The following is a 21,315-nucleotide window of genomic DNA, read 5'->3' on the forward strand; positions in this document are numbered from 1 at the left end:
GCGATAGACCTCGAGCCGGCCCGCGCACCGCTTCGCACGCCTGCGCGCAAAAGGGCCGGGAGGAGGAGCATCGATGGCAGGAATTGCCGCGCTGGCGGCGGCTTACGTCCTTTCGCAGTTCTACCGCTCCTTCCTTGCCGTCCTCACCCCCGCGCTGACCGCGGAGCTTGGCGCTACCAAGGCCGATCTCTCCGCCGCCTCTGGCGCCTGGTTCGCCCTCTTCGCGCTGATGCAGTTCGCCGTCGGCGTGTCGCTCGACCGTTACGGCCCGCGCCTGACGGCCGGCATATTGCTTGGCCTTTGCGGAGGCGGCGGCGCCTTCCTCTTCGCCTTCGCAACCCAGCCCTGGATGGTGATCGCCGCCATGGCGCTGATCGGCATGGGCTGCGCGCCCGTGCTCATGGCCTCCGTCTTCATCTTCGCGAAATCCTTTTCGCCGGCCCGGCTGGCGGTCCTCACCTCCTGGATGATGGCCATCGGCACGATGGGCAACGTCGTCGGCGCTTCGCCCCTGGCGGCCGCGGCCGAGGCCTTCGGATGGCGCGAGGTGATGGCGGGGTTGGGCATCATCACGCTCCTCGTGGCCGGCGGGATCCTCCTGATCGTGCGCGACCCGGTACGCGAGGAAGGTGCTGCCGGCAACCCCGGCCTCGGCGGCTATCTCGAACTCATCCGGCTCAGGGCCCTGTGGCCGATCATCCCGCTCGCCGCGCTGAACTACGCCGCCGCCGCCGGCATCCGCGGCCTGTGGGCGGGGCCGTATCTCGCCGACGTCTATGGCGCCGACGCGCTGCTCATCGGCCAGGTCACCCTTTTCATGGCGCTCGCCATGGCCGCCGGCACCTTCATCTACGGCCCGCTCGACACAATCTTCAGAACGCGCAAATGGGTGGCGGCGGCGGGCAATACGCTCGGCGCCGCCGCCGTCGCCTGGCTCGCCGTCTTTCCGCTCGCCGGAGTCGGCGCGGCGACGGTCGCCCTCGTCTTGGTCGGGCTCACCGGCGGCAGCTACGGCGTGATCATGGCCCATGGCCGCGCCTTCATGCCCGCGCATCTGACGGGGCGCGGCGTCACGCTGCTCAATTTCTTTTCCATCGGCGGCGTGGGCCTGATGCAGTTCGCCACCGGCGCCGTCGTCACCGCGTCCACCGTGCCGGCGGAGCCGGCCGTCGCCTACCGCACGCTGTTCGTCTTCTATGCCGGCGTGCTTCTGGCGAGTGTTCTGGTCTATCTTTTTTCGCGCGACGCCCGGCCGGAGCCTATCTCTCGGCCGTCCCCCCGGCCGGCGGAGCGCTGAAACCTTGAGGGAAAATCGTCTTCCCACCGCCGCCCGCGCCGAACCGTATGCCAGCAGGGGGTATGCCGGCGCAAAAACACGCCTTGTCGAGGCTGACGGCGGCTTTTAGGCTTCGCCGGCAAAACGAGGCCGGAAAAACGAGGAATCCCCCATGCAGCCTTCGGTGATCGAAACCATCGGCAACACGCCGCTCATCCGCCTCAAACGCGCCTCCGAGGAAACGGGGTGCGAGATCTACGGCAAGGCCGAGTTCATGAATCCCGGCCAGTCCGTGAAGGACAGGGCAGGGCTCTTCATCATCCGCGACGCGGAGAAGAAGGGCCTGCTTCGGCCCGGCGGCGTCATCGTCGAGGGGACGGCGGGCAACACCGGCATCGGCCTCACCGTGGTCGCCAAGGCGCTCGGCTACCGCACGGTGATCGTCATCCCCGAGACCCAGAGCCAGGAGAAGAAGGACGCGCTGCGCGTCCTCGGCGCCGAATTGATCGAGGTGCCGGCGGTGCCCTACCGCAACCCCAACAACTACGTGAAGGTCTCCGGCCGCCTTGCCGAACAGCTCGCCCGCACCGACCCCAACGGCGCCATCTGGGCCAACCAGTTCGACAATGTCGCCAACCGCGACGGCCACCGGGCGACGACCGCGCAGGAGATCTGGCGCCAGACGGAAGGCAAGGTCGACGGCTTCGCCTCCGCCGTCGGCACCGGCGGCACGCTCGCCGGCGTCGCCGACGGCCTCAGGGAGAAGAAGCCGGGCGTCAAGATCGCGCTCGCCGATCCCATGGGCGCGGCGCTCTACAGCTACTATACGACCGGCGAATTGAAGGCCGAGGGAAGCTCCATCACCGAAGGCATCGGCCAGGGCCGCGTCACCGCCAATCTCACCGGCTTCCGCCCCGACTTCTCCTACCAGATCCCCGACGCCGAGGCGCTGCCCATCGTCTTCGACCTCGTTCAGGAGGAGGGCCTGTGCCTGGGCGGCTCCACCGGCATCAACATCGCCGGCGCCATCCGCCTGGCAAAGGAGATGGGCCCCGGCCACATGATCGTCACCGTGCTCGCCGACTACGGCACGCGCTACCAGTCCAAGCTCTTCAACCCCGTTTTCCTCCGCGAAAAGGGGCTCCCCGTCCCGGACTGGATGGAGAAGGAGGTGGCGATCCCGGTGCCGTACGAGGAGGTGCCGGCGCAGTAAGGTGGATGGAGGGCGCGGTGTGACCCCCTCAAACACGCGTTTGGAAGATCTGGGCAGCCCTTCCGACTCACCTCTCCCCCTCGAAGGGGAGAGGAGTAGGCGCCCGGCACTACGGCCGGCACTCCTCGCCCCCACAAACGGGCGCGTCCACCGGCATTCCGCCACGGCTTGAACGGAAATCGAAAACGCGCCGGTTCCAATATGATTATCGCCGGATTACGGTTCGCCGGACCGTTTCATTGGAGGATGCCGTGGAGCAGATGACGCGCACCGAAGCGCTTTTTCGCGACCAGCCCTATCTCACCTCGACGCAGGCCGCCGTTCTCGGCATAAACGACCGCGGCGGCGTCATCCTCGACCGCACGGTCTTCTACGCCACCTCCGGCGGCCAGCCAGGCGATACGGGCCGCTTTTTGCGCTCCGACGGCTCGAAGATCGCCGTCGCGGCCACCGTGACCGGCCTCACCAAGGACGAGATCATCCATGTGCCGGCGGCGGGCGAGCCGCTGCCCGAGGTGGGCGAAACGCTGAAGCTCGAGCTTGATTGGGACCGCCGCTACCGGCTGATGCGCATGCACACCGCCTGCCATCTCTTGAGCGCCATTTGCCCCTTTCCCATCACCGGCGCCTCGGTGGGGGAGGAGGATTCGCGCCTCGATTTCGACCTGCCGGACGCGGGCTTCACCAAGGAAGGGGTGACGGAAGAGCTGATGGCGCTGGTCGCCGCCGACCATCCCGTCTTCACGCGCTTGATCGACGAGGAGGAACTTGCCGCCAACCCATCGCTGGTGAAATCGAAGAACGTGCGCCCGCCGGTCGGCACCGGCCGCATCCGCCTCGTCTGCATCGGCGAGGGCTCCTCAGTCGACAGCCAGCCCTGCGGCGGCACGCATGTGGGGCGCACGGGCGAGATCGGCGAGATCCACATCGGCAAGATCGAGAAGAAGGGGCGGGAGAACCGCCGCTTCCGCATCCGCTTCGGGCCGTTGCCAGGCAAGTGAGTAGTGATTAGTGAGTAGCGAGTAGAGGTTTGCCGACACGTTGGCTCTAAATCATGTCGGATCCGCATATGGCTGTTTGTTCACTATTCACTACTCACTATTCCCTACTCACTGGTGCCACTCCATATCCCTGGAGAACCACATGAGCCAGAAGAGCCCTTTCATCGTTTCCGCCGACTGGCTGGAAGAACGCCTCCACGAGCCGGGACTGTCGATCCTCGATGGTTCCTGGTATCTGCCTGCGCAAGGGCGCAACGCGCGCGCGGAATACGAAGCGGCCCACATCCCGCGCGCCGTGTTCTTCGATCACGATCTGGTGGTCGATCCCGACTCCGACCTGCCGCACGCCCTGCCGGAACCGCTCACCTTCGAGCGCTTCGCCAGTTCCATGGGCATTTCCGAGCGCGATACCATCGTCGTCTACGACGGTTCGGGTCTCTTCTCCGCTCCGCGCGTGTGGTGGCTGTTCCGGGTGATGGGTGTGGAGGAGGTGTTCGTGCTCGACGGCGGGTTCGACCGCTGGCGCGCGGAAGGCCGCCCGGTGACGAGCGAGCCGACGAAGATCGCGCCCACCGCCTTCCTGCCGCATTTCGACAGGACCCGCGTTGCCCGGCTCGCCGACATGCGGCGGATCGTCGAGGAAGGCAGCGCGCAGGTCGCCGATGCGCGGCCCGCCGGGCGCTTTACGGGCGCGGAGCCGGAGCCGCGCGCCGGCATGCGCTCCGGCCATATGCCGGGCGCGATCAACGTGCCGGCCACATCGCTTTCCGAGGACGGCAGCCTGCTGCCGCCGGGCCGCCTGCGCAAAAGACTGGAGGACGCGGGGCTCGACCTTGAAAAGCCGGTGGTCACCTCCTGCGGATCGGGCGTGACGGCGGCGGTCATCACCTTGGCGCTCGAATCGCTTGGCCACCGCGACAACCGCCTCTACGACGGCTCGTGGAGCGAGTGGGGCGGGCGCGACGACACGCCGGTCGTCGCGGGGTCCGAGTGAACGCCGTCCTCAAGCAGCGCGGCGGCCGCACGCTGCGCGCCACCGTCATCCATCTGGAGATGGCGGCGCCGCCGCGCACCTATCCGGCCATACCCTCGGGGCGGCAGCTTGCGCTCCTGCGCTGCCACGACATGCCGCTTCACTTCTACCGCTACCTATACGACCGCGTGGGCCGCGAATGGCACTGGACGGCGGCGCTGAACCTTTCCGACACGGCGTTGGCCGAGCGTCTTCAAAGCGCGCAGACGGACATCCACGTCCTCAACATGGAGGGATGTCCCGCGGGCTTCTTCGAATTGCGGCTTCTGCAGGGCGAGGAATGCCGGCTGGTGCATTTCGGCCTGATGGCGCATGCCGTCGGCACCGGGCTCGGCCGCTGGTTCCTGGGTGCCGCCATTCGCACCGCCTGGTCGCATGGGCCGCGCCTGGTCTCGGTGGAGACTTGCACGCTCGACCACCCGGCCGCACTCGGGCTCTACCAGAAGATGGGCTTCAGCCCCGTATGGCGACGGGAGGAGACCGTCACCGTGCTCTCTCCCGAGGCGCGGGCGGCGGTGCTTCTGCGCTGATCGCATCGTTCTCGACCGCTCGTGAATCGGGTGGCCGGGCGGCCGGCGATCGCTAGTCTTCTTCTCCTTCGAAAGCTGGAGAAGAACCATGGGCCTCATACGTTTCATCGCCATGCCGACGCGGCAGGCGCGCGCTTTTCAAGGTGGCGGCATCGACGCCTACGGCAACCCGCCGGAGCGCCGCATCTCGGACGGCGACGGCGTTCCCTGCCGCCACTGCCTGCGCCATGTGCCGGCAGGGCGGCCCTACCTGGTGCTCGCCTACCGGCCATTCCCCGACCTCCAGCCCTACGCGGAGACGGGACCGGTCTTCCTGTGCGCGGATGAATGCCCGCAGGCGGAAGAGAGCGACGTGATGCCGGAAATGCTTCGCGCCTCCACGGAATTCCTGCTGCGCGGGTATGGCGCCGACGACCGCATCGTCTACGGCACCGGCGCGGTGACGCCGAAGCAGCACGTCTGCACGCGGTCGCATGAACTCCTGCAGCGGCCAGAGGTCGCCTACCTTCACCTGCGTTCGGCGAAAAACAATTGCTACCAGTGCCGCATCGAACGCGCATAAAAAAATGCCCGCCAGGGGTGGCGGGCAGTTTTTTCGGGAGGAAAGGCGGCAGGCTCAAGCGGCCAGCGCGGCCTTCGGCTCGGCCATCTCGTAGCCCAGCGCCTCGGCCACCGCGCGATTGGTGATGCGGCCCTTGTGGACGTTGAGGCCGCCCCGCAGGTTGGGGTCGTCGGCGAGCGCCTTCAGGCCCCTGTCGGCGAGTTGCAGGCCGTAATGGAGCGTGGCGTTGTTGAGGGCGTGGGCCGAGGTGACGGGGACCGCTCCCGGCATGTTGGCAACGCAGTAGTGGATGATGCCGTCCACCGCGTAGGTGGGGTCGGAATGGGTGGTCGGATGCGAGGTCTCGAAGCAGCCGCCCTGGTCGATGGCGACGTCGACGAGCACGGCGCCGGGTTTCATGCCCGACAGCATCTCGCGGGTGACGAGCTTGGGTGCCGCGGCACCCGGAATGAGCACGGCGCCGACGATCACGTCGGAGGAGAAGCATTCCTCTTCCAGCGCCTCGACGGTGGAATAGCGTGTATGCACGCGCCCGGCAAAGATGTCGTCGAGCTGGCGCAGGCGCGGGATGGAGCGGTCGATGATGGTGACGTCGGCTCCCAGTCCCACCGCCATCTTGGCGGCGTTGAGGCCGACGACGCCGCCGCCGATGATGGCGACCTTGCCCGGCAGGACGCCCGGCACGCCGCCCAGGAGGACGCCGCGCCCGCCATTCGCCTTCTGAAGTGCGGTAGCGCCGGCCTGGATGGCGAGCCGCCCGGCGACCTCGGACATCGGCGCCAGGAGCGGCAGGCCGCCGCGCTCGTCCGTCACCGTCTCATAAGCGATGGCGCTCACGCCCGATGCGACCAGCCCCTTGGTCTGCTCCGGGTCCGGGGCGAGATGCAGATAGGTGTATAGGATCTGGTCCTCGCGCAGCTGCACCCATTCGGAAGCCTGCGGCTCCTTGACCTTCACGATCATGTCCGCCCTGGCAAAAACCTCGTCGGCGGTCTTGGCGATCGCGGCGCCGGCTGCACGGTAAGCATTGTCGTCGGCGCCGATGCCAGCACCGGCGCCCGTCTCCACCAGCACGTCATGGCCATGCGCCACGTATTCGCGCACCGAGCCGGGGGTGAGGCCCACGCGGTACTCGTGGTTCTTGATTTCCTTGGGGCATCCGACGCGCATTTCGAGCGATCTCCAGCATGTGACGGGTTCGATACGCAAAGGTATCGCAAGTAGCCCCGCACGTCCTTGCGAAGTGGTTTGCCTTGTCGGCCCGCTTTCGTTATTTCTTGCGTAAAATATAGGTATCGATGGAGAAAATACGAAGGATGCCGCTCGACAGGATTGATATTGCCATTCTCGACACGCTCCAGCAGGACGGCCGCATTTCCAATGCAGCGCTTGCGGAAAAGGTGGGGCTTTCGCAATCGGCCTGCTCGCGCCGGCTCGACAATCTGGAGAAAACGGGCGTCATACGAGGCTATCACGCCCAGCTTTCCAACGCCGCATTAGGACATCGAATGACGGTGATCGTGCACATCTCGCTCACCGGCCAGTTCGAGAAGACGCTGACCGAGTTCGAGGCGGCGGTGAAGCGCTGCCCCAACATCCTGTCCTGCCACCTGATGTCGGGTGAATACGATTACATCCTGAGGATCGCCGCACGCGACCTGGAGGACTACGAGCGCATCCACAAGGAATGGCTGACGGGGATGCCGCACGTCATCAAGATCAATTCCTCCTTCGCGCTGCGCGAGGTGATCGACCGCACGGCGATCGGCATCCGGCCGGAAATGGCTTGATGTTCGAGCCCTGCTGTCAGTCGGCCGGCAGGCCGGCTATCCCGTCTGGCAGCTTTTGCGGCTGTTTCATGATGATCTCGCGGTGCGGGTAGGGGATCTGGACGCCGTTTTCCTTGAAGGCGTCCCATAGAGCCAGGAACACCTTGCCGCGGATATTGGTCAGTCCCTGCTGTGGATCGCGGATCCAGAACCGCAGCACGAAATCGAGGGACGAATCGCCGAAGCCGGTGAGCCAGCAGACCGGGCGGCGGCTCTCTTCCACACGGCCGACACCCGCTGCGGCCTCGATCGCCAGTTCGATGACCTTGTGCGGGTCGGCGTCATAGGAGACGCCGAATTCCACGTCGAGACGAACCAGCTCGTCCGAGAACGACCAGTTGATCACCCGCTCGGTGATGAAATCCTCGTTGGGAATGAGGTATTCGCGCCCGTCGCGCGTTATCACGGAAACGAAACGCGCCCGCAGTTCGCGGATCCAGCCGAATGTCTCACCGAGCGAGATCGTGTCGCCCGGCTTGATCGACTTGTCGAGCAGGATGATGATGCCGGAAATGAAATTGGAGACCACCTTCTGCAGGCCGAAGCCGAGCCCGAGGCCGACGGCGCCGGAAAAGACGGTAAGGGCGGTAAGGTCGATGCCGACGGTGGAAAGGGCGACGGCGCCGGCGATCAGGATCACGCCGATCTTGGCGACCTTGCCGACCAAGACGCGGATCGATGGCGTAAGGTCCGTCGTCTGCTGCACCCTTTCGTCGAGAAAATTGCCGGCAAGCACTGAGATCCACAGTGCAGCCGCCAGCACCAGCAGCGATTTCAGGACAACCAGTGCCGACAGCCTGAAGTCGCCCAGGGGGAGGGCGAGCGAATCGAGAAGGGCCGCGATCGGCTGGTCGAGGCCGAGGATGACCAGCGCGGCATAGACCCACACCAACCAAGCGACAATGCGCGCGGCGAGCCTGTTGCGGATGACGCGCGACAGAACGGAGGCAGCGATCCAGGCCGCGGAGAGCGACAGCACCACCGCGATCAGCCAGCTGCGGCTCGGCCAGGTGACGGCGCGCATGACCGACAGAGCCAGGAACAGGAGCGCCGCGAAGATGATCCAGTCCGTCTGCTGGATAAGCGCTACCGCGATGCGCATGAAGCCCCGGTGGCCGTGGATCTGGCGTGCCCGGTCCTCCAGCCTCGGCACGACCCTGCGCGACAGGAACTTGGCGCCCGAAAAGACGATCAGGATGATGACAAGCTGATAGGCGAACCAGGGTTCGGTTACCTGGTTGAAACCTTGCTCCAGCAGGCCGAGGAGCGAATTCGCAAGCCCGCCCAGATCGGGAGCCTCAACTGGCTGTTCCATAACCAACCCCTTGCCTTTTGCGCCCCTCGACCGTCGAATACTAAGGTCACCGCCACGGCCCGACAACTGTGGCGGAAGGGGCCCGCTTCGTCACGCTGCCGTCACTCGAATTTGCTGGACTGGGCAGGCATTAGGCGCAACACTTCTTCCTTGTTATCAAGGCCTGCCAGAGAGGGAATTCATGTCCGCGACGCACCATCCCATTTCCCGCCGTTCCTTCCTTGCCGGAGCCGGAGCGACGGGTGCGCTGATCGCTCTTCACCCCTTCTCCGCGCGGGCGGCCGCCAATCAGGCGCACCTGCGCATCATGGAGACGACGGACCTGCACGTGCACGTCTTCCCCTACGACTATTACGCCGACAAGCCCAATGACACGATGGGACTGGCCCGCACGGCGACGATCATGGACCAGATTCGCGCCGAGGCGACCAATGCGATGCTGATCGACAACGGCGATTTTCTCCAGGGCAACCCGATGGGCGACTACGTCGCCTACGAGCGCGGCATGAAGGAGGGCGACGTCCACCCGATCATCAAGGCCATGAACACGCTCGGCTACGACTGCTCCACCCTCGGCAACCACGAATTCAACTACGGCCTCGACTTCATGTTCAAGGTGCTGGCCGGCGCCAATTTCCCGTTCGTCTGCGCCAACCTGACCAAGGGCGGGCTTGCCGCCAACGCGCGCGACGACGAGCTTTTCCTCAAACCCTACATCATCCTCGACAAGACGCTTACGGACGGAGCGGGGGAAGAGCATCCCATCCGCGTCGGTCTCATCGGCTTCGTGCCGCCGCAGATCATGACCTGGGATTCGAGGCACCTCACCGGCAAGGCGATGACGCGCGACATCGTCAGGTCCGCCGAGGCCTGGGTGCCGCAGATGAAGGAGGAGGGCGCGGACATCGTCATCGCGCTTTCGCACTCCGGCGTCGGCCCGGCGCAATACGAGGAGAACCTTGAGAATGCCTCGCTGCTGGTGGCCGGCGTCGATGGCATCGACGCGGTTGTGACCGGTCATAGCCATCTCGATTTTCCGGGATCGAAGTTCGACGGCGTTGAAGGGGTGGACAATGCCAAGGGCCTGATCGGCGGCAAGCCCGGCGTGATGGGCGGCTTCTGGGGCTCGCATCTCGGGCTTATCGACCTGATGCTCGAGCGCGACGGCAATGCCTGGCGGGTCATCGGCTCCACCAGCGAGGCGCGGCCCATCTTCAATCGCGTCGAGCGGGCGGTCGAGCCGACGGTGGAGAGCAAGGCGGACGTGGAAGAGGCGGTGCGCGAAGACCATCAGGCGACGCTCACCTACGTGCGCACGCCCGTCGGCAAGACGTCCGCGCCGCTGCATTCCTATTTCGCGCTCGTTGCCGACGACCCGTCGGTGCAGATCGTCTCGAAGGCGCAAGTCTGGTATATCAAGGACATGCTGAAGGACACGGAGTACAAGGATATTCCCGTGCTTTCGGCGGCCGCCCCCTTCAAGGCGGGCGGGCGCGGCGGTCCCGACTACTATACCGACGTTCCGGCGGGCGACGTGGCCATCAAGCACGTGGCCGACCTCTACCTTTATCCCAACACCGTACAGGCGGTGCTCGTCACCGGGGCGGATGTGAGGGAATGGCTGGAGCGGTCGGCCGGCATCTTCAACCAAGTCGAGCCGGGCAAGGCGGACCAGCCGCTGTTGAACACGGCCTTCCCTTCCTACAATTTCGACGTGATCGACGGTGTGACCTATGCGATCGATCTCAGCCAGCCGTCGCGCTATTCATCGGACGGGGAGCTGATCAATCCCGACGCCCACCGTATAACGGACCTGATGTTCGACGGTGAACCCATTGACCCGGAACAGAAATTCGTCGTCGCCTCCAACAACTACCGCGCCGGCGGCGGCGGCAACTTTCCCGGCATCGGGCCGGACAAGCTGATCTTCGAGGCGCCCGACACCAACCGCGACGTGATCGTGCGCTACATCATCGAAGAAGGCACCATCAACCCGTCAGCCGACGCCAACTGGCGTTTTGCGCCGCTGGAGAACACGTCGGTTCTGTTCGAAACCGGGCCGAAGGGCGCCGAGTTCGCGGCCGACGTGGAAGGGGTTTCGATCGAGCCGGCGGGTGAGGGGCAGGAGGGCTTCGCACTCTACCGCATCGCCCTATGAGCGGTGGGGTGAGCGGCGGGCGCGGCAGCGCGGCACATTGACAACCTCCCCTCCGGCGCACGAGTCCTGCAGGTGAGAAAGCCGGAGGCCGCCCGTGATTCGCCACATCGTTTTTTTCAGTGCCCGAAAGCGCGAGGACGTCGAGCGCATCGCCGAGGAACTGGGTATGCTGGGGCAGATCCCGCATTCGGATTTCTTCGAGATAGGCATCAACCGCAAGGTCGATCAGCTTGGCGGGGAGGTCGACGTGGTGGTCTATGGCGAGTTCCGCGACGAGGCGGCGCTCGCCGCCTACAAGGCGCACCCCATCTATGCCGAGTGCATCACCAAGGTGCGCCCGCTGAGGGAGATGCGGCTGGCCGCGGACTTCGTTTCCAAGGCCGGTGCCGCCGGTTCGGGCGGCCGGAAAGGGCGTTGAAGCGTCCGGCCTGGCGCGGCATGGCAACGCCAGACCGTTCATCTTTTCATGGAACCGATGAGCGGGTCCAACTCTTTAGTTTTGTTGCAATTCCGGACGAAAACCGGTGTCCGCTTTCCCGGAATCGCTCTGGAAACCGTGCAATTCCGGTATTTCAACGTCGGTAAAGGAGAAAATGGCTCCCCGGGCCGGATTCGAACCAGCGACCAACCGGTTAACAGCCGGTTGCTCTACCGCTGAGCTACCGGGGAATGCCTGTGCTCTGGCGCGTGGCTATAGCAAAGAGCTTTCACTTTTGCAAAGCGCCATCGGCGACTTTTTTCCACTATTTTCGAGGGCGGCCTCGCATTCGCCGCTGCATGGCCACATATGGGGGAACGCCGGACGGGCGGCAAGAGGGAACCCGGGCGGGAGGAGGCTGAATGGAATGGACAACGCAAGCCAATGCAACAGCACAACACCTCGCCGCAAGACGCTGACGATGATCGGCGCAGGAAAAAGCGGCCGCACGTCTCCATAGCCGGGCGGCGCCTGCCTATCCCGCATTCCCGTCCGGCGCGGCTCTTGAGCGGCGGTGTGCTGGTCCTGCTCGGCATTTTCGGCTTCCTGCCGGTTCTCGGCTTCTGGATGATCCCCGTGGGCCTGCTTATCCTTTCCTACGACCTGGCCGCTATCAGACGGTGGCGGCGGCGCCTCGAGGTCTGGTGGCACCGGCGAAAGGGAAGGCGGGACTGACGGGCGCCGCGGCCGGATGCGATCACCGTCAACGACAATCGCCTGGCGTGTTCCCATTCTGCCGTCCCGATACTACATGAAGCGCGGGGGAAGGCGCTTGCCGAAGATGCGCAGGAAACCGTCAGTAATCACATATGTCGGCTTGACGCGAATTTCGGCGCCACCTATTGAACCTCCTCGCCGCTCATGGGCGGCATGGCCTCGTGGCGGAGTGGTTACGCAGAGGACTGCAAATCCTTGCACCCCGGTTCGATTCCGGGCGAGGCCTCCAGTTTTGACACCGACGGTGCGGCAGCGGCCCGCACTTTGAGGGGAAAGGGTGCGCGCCCGGCGCGCCGGAGACGGGAACGAGGGTGATGAACGCCGATTTTTCCGTGCAGCGCGCCAAGATGATCGAGGGCCAGCTTCGCACGCGCGACGTGACCAACGTGCCGCTTCTTGAGGCGTTTCGCGAAACGCCCCGCGAGGCCTTCGTGCCCAGCCGGCGCCGCAGTCTTGCCTATATCGACGAGGATTTGGAAGTTTCGGCGGCCACCGAGGGTCAACCGGCGCGCTACCTCATGGAGCCGGCGCAGTTCGCACGGCTGGTGCAGCTTGCCGGCGTGAAGCCATCGGATCTCGTTCTCGATATCGGTTGCGCGACGGGCTACTCGACCGCCATCATCTCCCGGATCTCGAGCTTCGTTGTGGCGCTGGAGTGCGATCCGGCCCTGGCCGAGACCGCCGCCTCCACCCTTGCCGAGCTCGACTGCGTCAACGTTACGGTCGTCACCGGCCCGCTGGAGAAGGGGCACCCGAGCGAAGCGCCCTACGACGTGATCTTCATTGGCGGCGCCGTGGAGACCGTGCCCGACGCGATTCTCGACCAGTTGGGTGAGGGCGGCCGCCTGGTCGCGGTGGTCGGCCACGGCAATGCGGCAAGGGCGCATCTGTTCGTCAAGGAGGACGGGGTATTGTCGTGGCGGGAGGAGTTCAATGCCGCGGTGAAGCCGCTGCCAGGCTTCGAGCGGGAGAAAGGATTTGTTTTTTGAGAGGCGGCGTGTTGCGAATGCGCAACGGATTTGATCGGGCTTATGATGTAACCTCTCGCTCGTAGAACCGGAATCATGCGGCTTGCTCGCGTGCCCGGGGGGTGCTCAAGGCCGCAAAGGCCCAGAAAAACAAGCCGTACGGGCACGAGAGGCCCGTGCGAAGCACAATGTGAGGTTGGTCGTGCCGTTCTTTCGCCGTTGCTTGCTCCCTGTTCTTGCTGTTTCAGCCCTTGTTCTCGCTCCCGTTCCGGCCAGCGCCGAGACAATCGAGGGGGCCCTCGCCAAGGCTTACCAGAACAATTCCAGTCTCAATGCCTCGCGCGCCGGCGTCCGCGTGACGGACGAGGATGTGGCGATTGCCAAATCGGGTTTGCGGCCGCGCATCTCGGCAACCGGCTCCTTGCAACTGAGGAGCACCGATGGCACGGAAATCCGCACCGGTGAGTTCGGCATCAACCTGCAGCAACCGATCTTCGACGGCTTTCAGACGCGCAACAACACCCGCGCGGCGGAAGCCCAGGTGCGCGCCGCCAACGAATCGCTGCGCAACGAGGAATTGAACACCCTGTTCGACGCCGCGAGCGCGTACATGGACGTCATCCGCGACCGTCAGATCTCCGTGTTCAGGGCCCGCAACCTCGAATTTCTGGAAGAGCAGGTGCGCTCGGCGCGCTCGCGTTTCGAAGTGGGCGAGGGCACACGCACCGACGTGGCCCAGGCCGAGGCGAGCCGGCAGGCCGCCCTGGCGCAACTTTCGGCGGCGCGCGCGCAAGTTGACGCGAGTGCGGCGACCTATCGGGAGCTGGTGGGCGAGGAGCCTGGCACGCTGAAGATGCCGAGCCCGCTGACGAGGCTTCTGCCGTCGAGCCTGGAGCAGGCGGTGGGGTTGGCGCTCGCGCAGCATCCGGCCATCGTCGCCAGGCAGCATCAGGTGGACGCGGCGGCTTTCTCGGTGAAGGCGAGGGAAGGCACGCTCCTGCCGAACCTTTCGGCAACGGCGGGTTTGAGCAGGAACTACCAGGATCCGAGCCAGGGACTGGACGGGGACACCACCTCGGACTCCGCCAGCATCGGACTTACGCTGACCGTGCCCATCTATCAGGGCGGCGAGGCCTCGGCGCGGGTCCGCCAGTCGAAGGAATCGCTCGGCCAGGCGCGCATCAACGTCGATGTGACCCGTGACACCGTGCGCCAGGCCATCACATCGGCCTGGACCCAGTACCGGGCGGCGGTCGAGAGCGTGTCGGCCAACCGGGAACTAGTCAATGCCGCGCAGCTCGCACTTAACGGTGTCATCGAGGAGCGGGACGTCGGACAACGCACCACGCTCGATGTGCTGGACGCCCAGGCCGACGTCATCGACGCGCAGATCGATCTCGTGGAGTCCCAGCGGAACGTGGTGGTGGCGAGCTACGCCATCGTTTCGGCCATGGGGCGGCTTTCGCCGAGCCAGCTTGGCCTTCAGGTTGCCACCTATCGGCCGGAAGAGCATTACAACGCCGTCAAGGACAAGTGGTTCGGCCTGCGCACGCCGGACGGGCGGTAATGCGCTCGGGGCAGTCCCGGCAACTCCTGTGTGAAAGAGCCGTAAATCCGCGTTGAGGGATTCTCACCCGCGCAAGCCTTCGTTACCCTTGTGTGGTGATTCGCAAGGACGTTCTGTCCGCGACAGAGCGGTCGGATGATCGGCGGGGGCAGATAAAGTGGCGGAATTATCGGCAATGGCACAGGCAGGCAGTGCGCAGCGTGAACCCTCGATGGAGGAGATACTGGCGTCGATCCGGCGCATCATCGAGGATGGCGAATCCGGACACAAGGACGCCAAGTCCGAGGCGGACGGCAGCCGCGAGGTTGAAGCCTTCCGCGATGAACTGAAGCCGGCCGCCACATCGCAGCCGGAGCCGGTTGCGGAAAAGAAGGTACCGGAAGCGAAGAACGAAACCGGCCGCGCCTTCGAATGGCTGCAACCGGAAAGCCGAGAGCCGGATGCCACCGCGGCGGACAAGACCGGCGGCGAGGAGCCAAAGGCCGCCGCGTTGCGTCCGGTCGATACGTCCGGGGCGTCGCAATCGCCAGTGGGCGAGCCTGTGCGGCAAGCAGCGGCGCCTGCCCCCCAGCCTTCCGGAGACAACCGCCCGGCCATTCTATCGGAAGTGTCCGGCCGCAAGGTCGCGGCCGCCTTCGAGGAGCTCAGCGAGGCCTTCGAGGCAAGCCGCCGCAAGAGCCTTGGCGAGGCCGCCGAGGAAATGCTGCGCCCGATGCTGCAGGAATGGCTCGACAACAATCTGCCGCAGCTGGTGGAAAGGCTGGTGCGCGAAGAGATCGAGCGCGTGGCCCGCGGGGCATAGGACCGGTCATTCCTTCTTCATCCCGGGCTAGCCTTCTGCCTGTTCCCGGTTGTGGGGCGCGGGTAGTCGGCTTTCGGACGATTGCCAGCGCTTCTGCGCTGGTGCTCTGATGCAAACAGGTGGTACTGTCTGCCGAGATCGCACCACTACGGCGCCGTGCGTCCTTTCAGACACTACACAAGGGGCGCTGTAAGCTATTGAAACTGCGCATCGTGCTTTCCGAAACCGATTCCGGCTTTCGGGCCGGTGCCGTAGTCACGGTTGACTTGCCCTGACCCTTCGGCTTTACACCGGGCACATATCAATACGCCGGCAAGCGCGGACATCCCTCATGCTTGAAAAGACCTATGACGCCGCGGGCGTCGAGAAGAAAATCGCCGAACGCTGGGAAGAGGCGGGCGCCTTCGCCGCCGGCGCCGGGGCCGAACCCGGCGCGGAAACCTTCACCATCGTCATCCCGCCGCCCAATGTGACCGGCTCGCTGCACATCGGCCACGCGCTCAACAACACGCTGCAGGACATCATGGTCCGCTTCGAGCGCATGCGCGGCAAGAACGTCTTGTGGCAGCCGGGCATGGATCATGCCGGCATCGCCACGCAGATGGTGGTCGAGCGGCAGCTGATGGAGCGCCAGATAAACCGGCGCAAGCTCGGCCGCGAGAAGTTCATCGAGAAGGTCTGGGAGTGGAAGGAGGAGTCCGGCGGCGCCATCATGAACCAGTTGAAGCGCCTCGGCGCCTCCTGCGACTGGGACCGTGAGCGCTTCACCATGGACGAGGGGCTTTCGAAGGCCGTTCTCGAAGTGTTTGTCACGCTTTACAAGCAGGGGCTCATCTACCGCGACAAGCGGCTGGTCAACTGGGATCCGAAGCTTCTCACGGCGATCTCCGATCTGGAGGTGGAGCAGGTCGAGGTCAATGGCCATCTCTGGCATTTCCGCTACCCGATCGAAGGTATGGCCTTCGACCCCGAGGACCAGAGAACCTATCTCACCGTCGCCACGACGCGGCCCGAGACGATGCTGGGCGACACCGCCGTCGCGGTGAACCCGGACGACGAGCGCTACAAGCACCTGGTCGGCAAGAACGTCATCCTGCCCATCGTCGGGCGGAGGATTCCCATCGTCGCCGACGAATATTCCGACCCGGAAAAGGGCAGCGGTGCGGTGAAGATCACGCCCGCGCACGATTTCAACGATTTCGAGGTCGGCAAGCGGCATCGCCTGCGCGCGATCAATGTCATGACCGCCGAGGCGGCCATCGATATCCTGGAGAACGAGGATTTCCTCGAAGGCCTCGAGCCGACCGGGATGCAGCGCGGCGTGTGGCAGCAGTTGCAGGGGCTCGACCGGTTCGAGGCGCGCAAGCTGATCGTCAGGATCATGGAAGAGGGCGGGCTGGTCGGCAAGATCGAAGACCACGTCCACATGGTGCCGCACGATGAGAAGTCGAAATCGACGATCATCGAGCCGTTTCTCACCGACCAGTGGTACGTCGACGCCAAGACGCTCGCCAAGCCGGCGATCGAATCCGTGCGCGCCGGGCGCACCTCCTTCGTGCCGAAGAACTGGGAGAAAACCTATTTCGAGTGGATGGAAAACATCCAGCCCTGGTGCATCTCGCGTCAGCTCTGGTGGGGACACCGGATTCCGGCCTGGTACGGCCCCGACGGGCAGGTCTTCGTCGAGAAGGACGAAGAGACGGCCCTGGAAGCGGCCATCCAGCACTACATCGCGCTGGAAGGGCCGTGGAAGGCCTGGGTGGAGGAGAAGCTCGAGAATTTCGCCCCCGGCGACATCCTGACCCGCGACGAGGACGTGCTGGATACCTGGTTCTCGTCGGCGCTATGGCCCTTCTCGACGCTCGGCTGGCCGGACAAGGCGCCGGCGCTCAAGACCTATTATCCGACCTCCGTTCTCGTCACCGGGTTCGACATCATCTTCTTCTGGGTCGCCCGGATGATGATGATGAGCCTGCATTTCATGGACGAGGAGCCGTTCCACACGGTCTACGTCCATGCGCTGGTGCGCGACAAGAACGGCGCCAAGATGTCGAAGTCGAAGGGCAACGTCATCGACCCGCTGGAACTGATCGATGAGTACGGCGCCGACGCGCTGCGCTTCACGCTGGCTATCATGGCCGCCCAGGGGCGCGACGTGAAGCTCGACCCGGCGCGGGTGGCAGGCTACCGCAACTTCGGCACCAAGCTGTGGAACGCCACGCGCTTCGCGCAGATGAACGGCGTGGCGCGCGATGCCACGTTCCGGCCGGAGAACGCCAAGCTGGCGATCAATCGCTGGATATTGACGGAGCTGACGAAGGCTGCGGCGGCGGTGACCGACGGCATCACCTCCTACCGGTTCAACGATGCGGCGGGCGCGGCCTACCGTTTCGTCTGGAGCCTGTTCTGCGATTGGTACCTGGAACTGCTCAAGCCCGTCTTTTCCGGCAAGGACGAGGCGGCCAAGGCCGAGGCGCGGGCTTGCGCGGCCTATGTGCTGGACGACATCTACAAGCTTCTCCACCCCATGATGCCCTTCATGACGGAGGAATTGTGGGCGCTGACGGCGGGCGAGGGCGGCCGCAACGACCTCCTGGCCCTGACGCGCTGGCCGCGGCCGGGCTTCGAGGACGACGAGGCGGCAGCCGACATCAACTGGCTGGTCGATCTCGTCTCCGGCATCCGTTCCGTGCGCGCCGAGATGAACGTGCCGCCTGCATCCGTGGCGCCGCTGATCGCCGTCGGTGCGGACGAGACGACGCGGGCGCGTCTTGCCCGCCACGATCCGGCCATCCGGCGGCTGGCGCGTGTCGGCGAGGTGGGCTTTGCCGGGGAAGCGCCGAAAGGTTCGGCACAGATCCTGCTGGGCGAGGCGACCTTCTGCCTGCCGCTCGGCGACCTCATCGACCTTAAGGCCGAGGTTGCGCGGCTGGAGAAGGAAATCGCCAAGATGGCGGGCGAGGTCCAGCGCCTGGAAAAGAAGCTCGGCAATGACAAGTTCGTCGCCAATGCGCCGGAGGAGATCGTCGCCGCCGAGCGCGAGAAGCTGGCCGAGTTCGTCGAGGCCAGGACGCGGCTCGAAGCCGCCCTGGCGCGCGTGCGCGAGGCGGGCTGAGCGCCCGCCAGCGGGCCGGGCCGATTCGCCCCGGCCCCTCCGCGGGGGTCCCGAAAGCGCAAAAGAGGTAGTGCGTAGACCGCCTCTTCCTCCATGGTTCATCTTTTTGGAGGGATGTCACGTTTTTGCAACAGCGGCTTCGACTGCCGGCGTTTGTTGCTGAAAAACGGCCGATTTGCGGCCAAAATGGGCATGGCCTCGCCACGTTTTGCACCGCCGCAGCACCTCTTGTCCGCCAAAATGGGGCTTACGTACAGGTAAAAGCTGGCCTTCTCCCGCTGCGCGACGCGCGAAGTTAATTGTCTGCGATAATAGCCTTGTTATCCTGCCTTCACACGAGCGTTTAAAGGTAAGGGAGGGTCCTCGTAATGCGTTTCAGTCTTTTGGGATATTCGGCTTTGACCGCCGTGCTCATCGCGGGCAGCGCCCAGGCCAACGGGTTTTCGCGCGGCACGGCGGATACGGATATTCTTTATGACGACGGGAATTTCACTTTCCGCGCCGGCGCGATCTATGTCACGCCCAGCCACAAGCTGGAGTCGACCCCAACCGCGGCGCCCAATCCGGCCATTGAGGGGCATAACTATCTTGAAAACTACATCATCCCGACGGGGGCGGTGAAGTTCGGATTCACCGAAAACCTGGCCTGCGCGGGAACCTTCACGACCCCCTATGGCGCGAATTCCAGCTACGATTCGTTTTATGGTCCTTCCGGCAAATTGCTGGAAGAGTTCACGGTCGCGGAATTCGGCGCCACATGTGCCGTCTTCTTGCCCGTCGGGCCTGGGCGCCTCGCCATTCTGGGCGGCGCGTTCATCGAGTCGTTCGATTACACGCTGGAGGCCGAACCGTTGCTCCTTGGCGGAGCTCCGCTGAGTGTCGATCTTGATAGCCGTGCCTATGGCTGGCGAGCGGGCATCGGTTATGAGATTCCCGAATACGCGTTCCGCGCCGAACTCATGTACCGGTCGGGAACGACGCATGACGCCACGGGCAGCGGGGTGTTTATCCATCCGGTGTTTGGTCCTGTCCCGCTTTCGGCGGACGGCAATGGCGAGCTTCCCCAAAGCGTGGAGTTGAAGCTTCAATCGGGCATCGCGCCGGGCTGGCTTGCTTTCGGTTCAGTCAAATGGACGGATTGGTCCGTGAATGAGACGCTGGATCTGTCCGTATCGAACCCCGCCGTTGGAACGATTGATAGTCTCAATCAATATTATTGGGACGACAGCTGGACCATCACCGCCGGCGTCGGTCACGCCTTCACGGAAAAGGTCTCCGGTTCGGTTCTGCTGCAATGGGACCAGGGCGTCAGCACCGGGTTCGACCTGCGTGGAGACAAGTGGATGGTCGCAGCGGGCGCCAGCTTCAAGGATTCGCTTGGCGGCGAGTTGCGCCTCGGGGCCGGCGCCGTCCACCTGGCTTCGGTGGACATCGACGATCCGACCGCGATCAATGCGGGAGCTTCCGCCGATTCCGGCTGGGCCGGCATCTTCTCGGCCTCCTACAAGGTGAAATGGTAATACCGCGGCAGATCCGTTCGATCTGCATCTCGACCCGGCCTTCGTGCCGGGTCTTTTCTTGTGCGGCGAGCGGCCGGAAGTTGCGGCAAATTGCGTCGAAGGGCTTGAAACCGAAGCCGAACTACCGCAGATAGATGGGGTATGTCACCCGGGCCGGGCCCCTCTGGCAGGCAAGGCGTTGCCTGTGATGTCGGACCGATCGACAACGCGCTAACGCGGCGCAACCTTCAACCCAACAAATGACATTGCATGATTGGCTGTGGCCCGGCTTCCTGGCGTTCGTCGCCATTATTCTCTTTGTCGACCTTTTCGTTCTTCACCGCCGGGATCACGTCATCTCGACGTCCGGGGCGTGCCGTACCGTGGGCGCCTATGTGGGACTGGCGATGCTGTTCGCCGCCGGGGTGTTCGCCTTTGCTGGCGCTGACCGGGGAGCCGAGTTCCTTACCGGCTATCTGATCGAGCAGGCGCTTTCCCTCGACAACATCTTCGTCATCGCGCTCATCTTCACCTATTTCAAGGTGCCGGCGGAAGCCCAGTACCGGGTGCTGTTCTATGGCATCGTCGGCGCCATCGTCATGCGGCTGTCGCTCATCGTGCCGGGCGTGAAGCTGGTGGACCAGTTCCACGTGGTGGCCATGGCGCTGGGCGGGCTCCTCATCTTCTCCGGCTTCAAGATGATGACGAGTGGCGACGACATGGTCGACCCCGGCGAAAGCTTCGCCGTCAAGTTGCTCATGCGCACCGGCCGTGTCACGCCGGAATATGACGGGGCGAAGTTCCTCACCCGCCGCAACGGCCTTCTCTACATGACGCCGCTCTTCGTCGTGCTGGTAACGGTCGAGATCACCGACCTCGTCTTCGCTGTGGACTCCATTCCGGCGGTGCTGGCGGTTTCAAACGATGCCTTTATCGTCTTTTCCTCCAATGTCTTCGCCATCCTCGGCCTGCGCGCGCTGTTCTTCGTGCTGTCGGGCATGCTGCGCACCTTCCGCCACCTGAAGACCGGGCTGTCGCTGGTTCTCGTCTTCATCGGCCTGAAGATGCTGTTTGCCCAATATATCGAGATTCCCTCGATGGTGGCGCTCGGCGTGACCGCGCTCATTATCGGCGCCTCGGTGGTGGCCTCCATACTGCATCGCGAGGAGAGCTCCGAGACGGAGCGTTAGCCCGCGTCCTATCTGCCGATCCGCTATCAAAATGTTGCGGATCGGCAACACTTTCTCAAGAT

General features: G+C 64.6%; 18 protein-coding genes and 2 tRNA genes. 17 read left to right on the forward strand and 3 right to left on the reverse strand.

Annotated elements, in window-relative coordinates:
- The first annotated feature begins 73 nt into the window (after window positions 1–73).
- The 6 genes from GPJ75_RS23465 (at window position 74) to GPJ75_RS23490 (ending at window position 5,615) form a co-directional block, all read left to right on the forward strand.
- Window positions 74–1,297: an MFS transporter gene (locus tag GPJ75_RS23465; protein ID WP_163271942.1), complete on the forward strand. Its 1,224-nt coding sequence runs from the start codon at window positions 74–76 to the stop codon at window positions 1,295–1,297.
- 151 nt (window positions 1,298–1,448) lie between these two features.
- A complete protein-coding gene (locus tag GPJ75_RS23470; protein ID WP_163271945.1) occupies window positions 1,449–2,489 on the forward strand; it encodes a cysteine synthase A in 1,041 nt (346 codons plus the stop codon).
- A 239-nt stretch (window positions 2,490–2,728) separates the two neighbouring features.
- The gene (locus GPJ75_RS23475; RefSeq protein ID WP_343036364.1) at window positions 2,729–3,490 is read left to right on the forward strand and encodes an alanyl-tRNA editing protein; all 762 of its coding nucleotides are present in this window, start codon (window positions 2,729–2,731) and stop codon (window positions 3,488–3,490) included.
- A gap of 142 nt (window positions 3,491–3,632) precedes the next feature.
- Window positions 3,633–4,484 (forward strand): 3-mercaptopyruvate sulfurtransferase, encoded by an 852-nt coding sequence (gene sseA, locus GPJ75_RS23480; protein ID WP_163271947.1) that lies wholly within the window; start codon window positions 3,633–3,635, stop codon window positions 4,482–4,484.
- Window positions 4,485–4,543: 59 nt separating this feature from the next.
- Entirely contained in the window at window positions 4,544–5,053 is a 510-nt protein-coding gene (locus GPJ75_RS23485) for a GNAT family N-acetyltransferase (protein ID WP_163272071.1), read from the forward strand.
- 88 nt (window positions 5,054–5,141) lie between these two features.
- Complete coding sequence (locus GPJ75_RS23490) at window positions 5,142–5,615, forward strand: DUF1203 domain-containing protein (RefSeq protein ID WP_163271949.1); 474 nt, start codon at window positions 5,142–5,144, stop codon at window positions 5,613–5,615.
- Between the two features lie 54 nt (window positions 5,616–5,669).
- On the opposite strand, the gene ald is transcribed toward GPJ75_RS23490, so the two are convergent.
- Complete coding sequence (ald, locus tag GPJ75_RS23495; RefSeq protein WP_163271951.1) at window positions 5,670–6,785, reverse strand: alanine dehydrogenase; 1,116 nt, start codon at window positions 6,783–6,785, stop codon at window positions 5,670–5,672.
- A gap of 146 nt (window positions 6,786–6,931) precedes the next feature.
- On the opposite strand from ald, the gene GPJ75_RS23500 reads away from it, so the two are divergent.
- Window positions 6,932–7,405, forward strand: coding sequence for an Lrp/AsnC family transcriptional regulator (locus tag GPJ75_RS23500; protein WP_163271953.1), 474 nt, complete (start codon window positions 6,932–6,934; stop codon window positions 7,403–7,405).
- Window positions 7,406–7,421: 16 nt separating this feature from the next.
- Here GPJ75_RS23500 and GPJ75_RS23505 read toward each other — a convergent pair whose 3' ends face one another.
- Window positions 7,422–8,759, reverse strand: a complete 1,338-nt coding sequence (locus GPJ75_RS23505; RefSeq protein ID WP_163271955.1) for a mechanosensitive ion channel family protein — start codon at window positions 8,757–8,759, stop codon at window positions 7,422–7,424.
- Between the two features lie 181 nt (window positions 8,760–8,940).
- Between GPJ75_RS23505 and GPJ75_RS23510 the strand changes: the two genes are divergently transcribed.
- Together GPJ75_RS23510 and GPJ75_RS23515 are read left to right on the forward strand one after the other, a co-directional pair.
- Window positions 8,941–10,917, forward strand: coding sequence for a bifunctional 2',3'-cyclic-nucleotide 2'-phosphodiesterase/3'-nucleotidase (locus GPJ75_RS23510; RefSeq protein WP_163271957.1), 1,977 nt, complete (start codon window positions 8,941–8,943; stop codon window positions 10,915–10,917).
- Window positions 10,918–11,011: 94 nt separating this feature from the next.
- Window positions 11,012–11,335, forward strand: coding sequence for a Dabb family protein (locus GPJ75_RS23515; protein ID WP_163271959.1), 324 nt, complete (start codon window positions 11,012–11,014; stop codon window positions 11,333–11,335).
- A gap of 176 nt (window positions 11,336–11,511) precedes the next feature.
- On the opposite strand, the gene GPJ75_RS23520 is transcribed toward GPJ75_RS23515, so the two are convergent.
- A tRNA-Asn gene (locus GPJ75_RS23520) sits at window positions 11,512–11,586 on the reverse strand.
- A gap of 193 nt (window positions 11,587–11,779) precedes the next feature.
- On the opposite strand from GPJ75_RS23520, the gene GPJ75_RS23525 reads away from it, so the two are divergent.
- The 8 genes from GPJ75_RS23525 to GPJ75_RS23560 all read left to right on the forward strand — a co-directional run bounded on the left by GPJ75_RS23525 (window position 11,780) and on the right by GPJ75_RS23560 (window position 21,253).
- Complete coding sequence (locus GPJ75_RS23525; RefSeq protein WP_205602623.1) at window positions 11,780–12,070, forward strand: hypothetical protein; 291 nt, start codon at window positions 11,780–11,782, stop codon at window positions 12,068–12,070.
- A 197-nt stretch (window positions 12,071–12,267) separates the two neighbouring features.
- Window positions 12,268–12,341: transfer RNA gene (locus GPJ75_RS23530), tRNA-Cys, on the forward strand.
- Between the two features lie 85 nt (window positions 12,342–12,426).
- A complete protein-coding gene (locus tag GPJ75_RS23535) occupies window positions 12,427–13,101 on the forward strand; it encodes a protein-L-isoaspartate O-methyltransferase family protein (protein ID WP_163271961.1) in 675 nt (224 codons plus the stop codon).
- A gap of 181 nt (window positions 13,102–13,282) precedes the next feature.
- Window positions 13,283–14,647 carry a TolC family outer membrane protein gene (locus GPJ75_RS23540; protein ID WP_163271963.1) on the forward strand — a complete coding sequence of 455 codons (1,365 nt, stop codon included), beginning with the start codon at window positions 13,283–13,285 and terminating at the stop codon, window positions 14,645–14,647.
- A gap of 175 nt (window positions 14,648–14,822) precedes the next feature.
- Complete coding sequence (locus GPJ75_RS23545; protein WP_163271965.1) at window positions 14,823–15,449, forward strand: PopZ family protein; 627 nt, start codon at window positions 14,823–14,825, stop codon at window positions 15,447–15,449.
- 331 nt (window positions 15,450–15,780) lie between these two features.
- The gene (locus tag GPJ75_RS23550) at window positions 15,781–18,564 is read left to right on the forward strand and encodes a valine--tRNA ligase (RefSeq protein WP_163271968.1); all 2,784 of its coding nucleotides are present in this window, start codon (window positions 15,781–15,783) and stop codon (window positions 18,562–18,564) included.
- A gap of 368 nt (window positions 18,565–18,932) precedes the next feature.
- Window positions 18,933–20,084: an OmpP1/FadL family transporter gene (locus GPJ75_RS23555; protein WP_163271970.1), complete on the forward strand. Its 1,152-nt coding sequence runs from the start codon at window positions 18,933–18,935 to the stop codon at window positions 20,082–20,084.
- 239 nt (window positions 20,085–20,323) lie between these two features.
- Entirely contained in the window at window positions 20,324–21,253 is a 930-nt protein-coding gene (locus GPJ75_RS23560) for a TerC/Alx family metal homeostasis membrane protein (protein WP_163271972.1), read from the forward strand.
- The last annotated feature ends 62 nt before the right edge of the window (window positions 21,254–21,315 follow it).

The sequence above is a fragment of the Chelativorans alearensis genome (assembly GCF_010993735.1).
Lineage (GTDB): Bacteria > Pseudomonadota > Alphaproteobacteria > Rhizobiales > Rhizobiaceae > Chelativorans > Chelativorans alearense.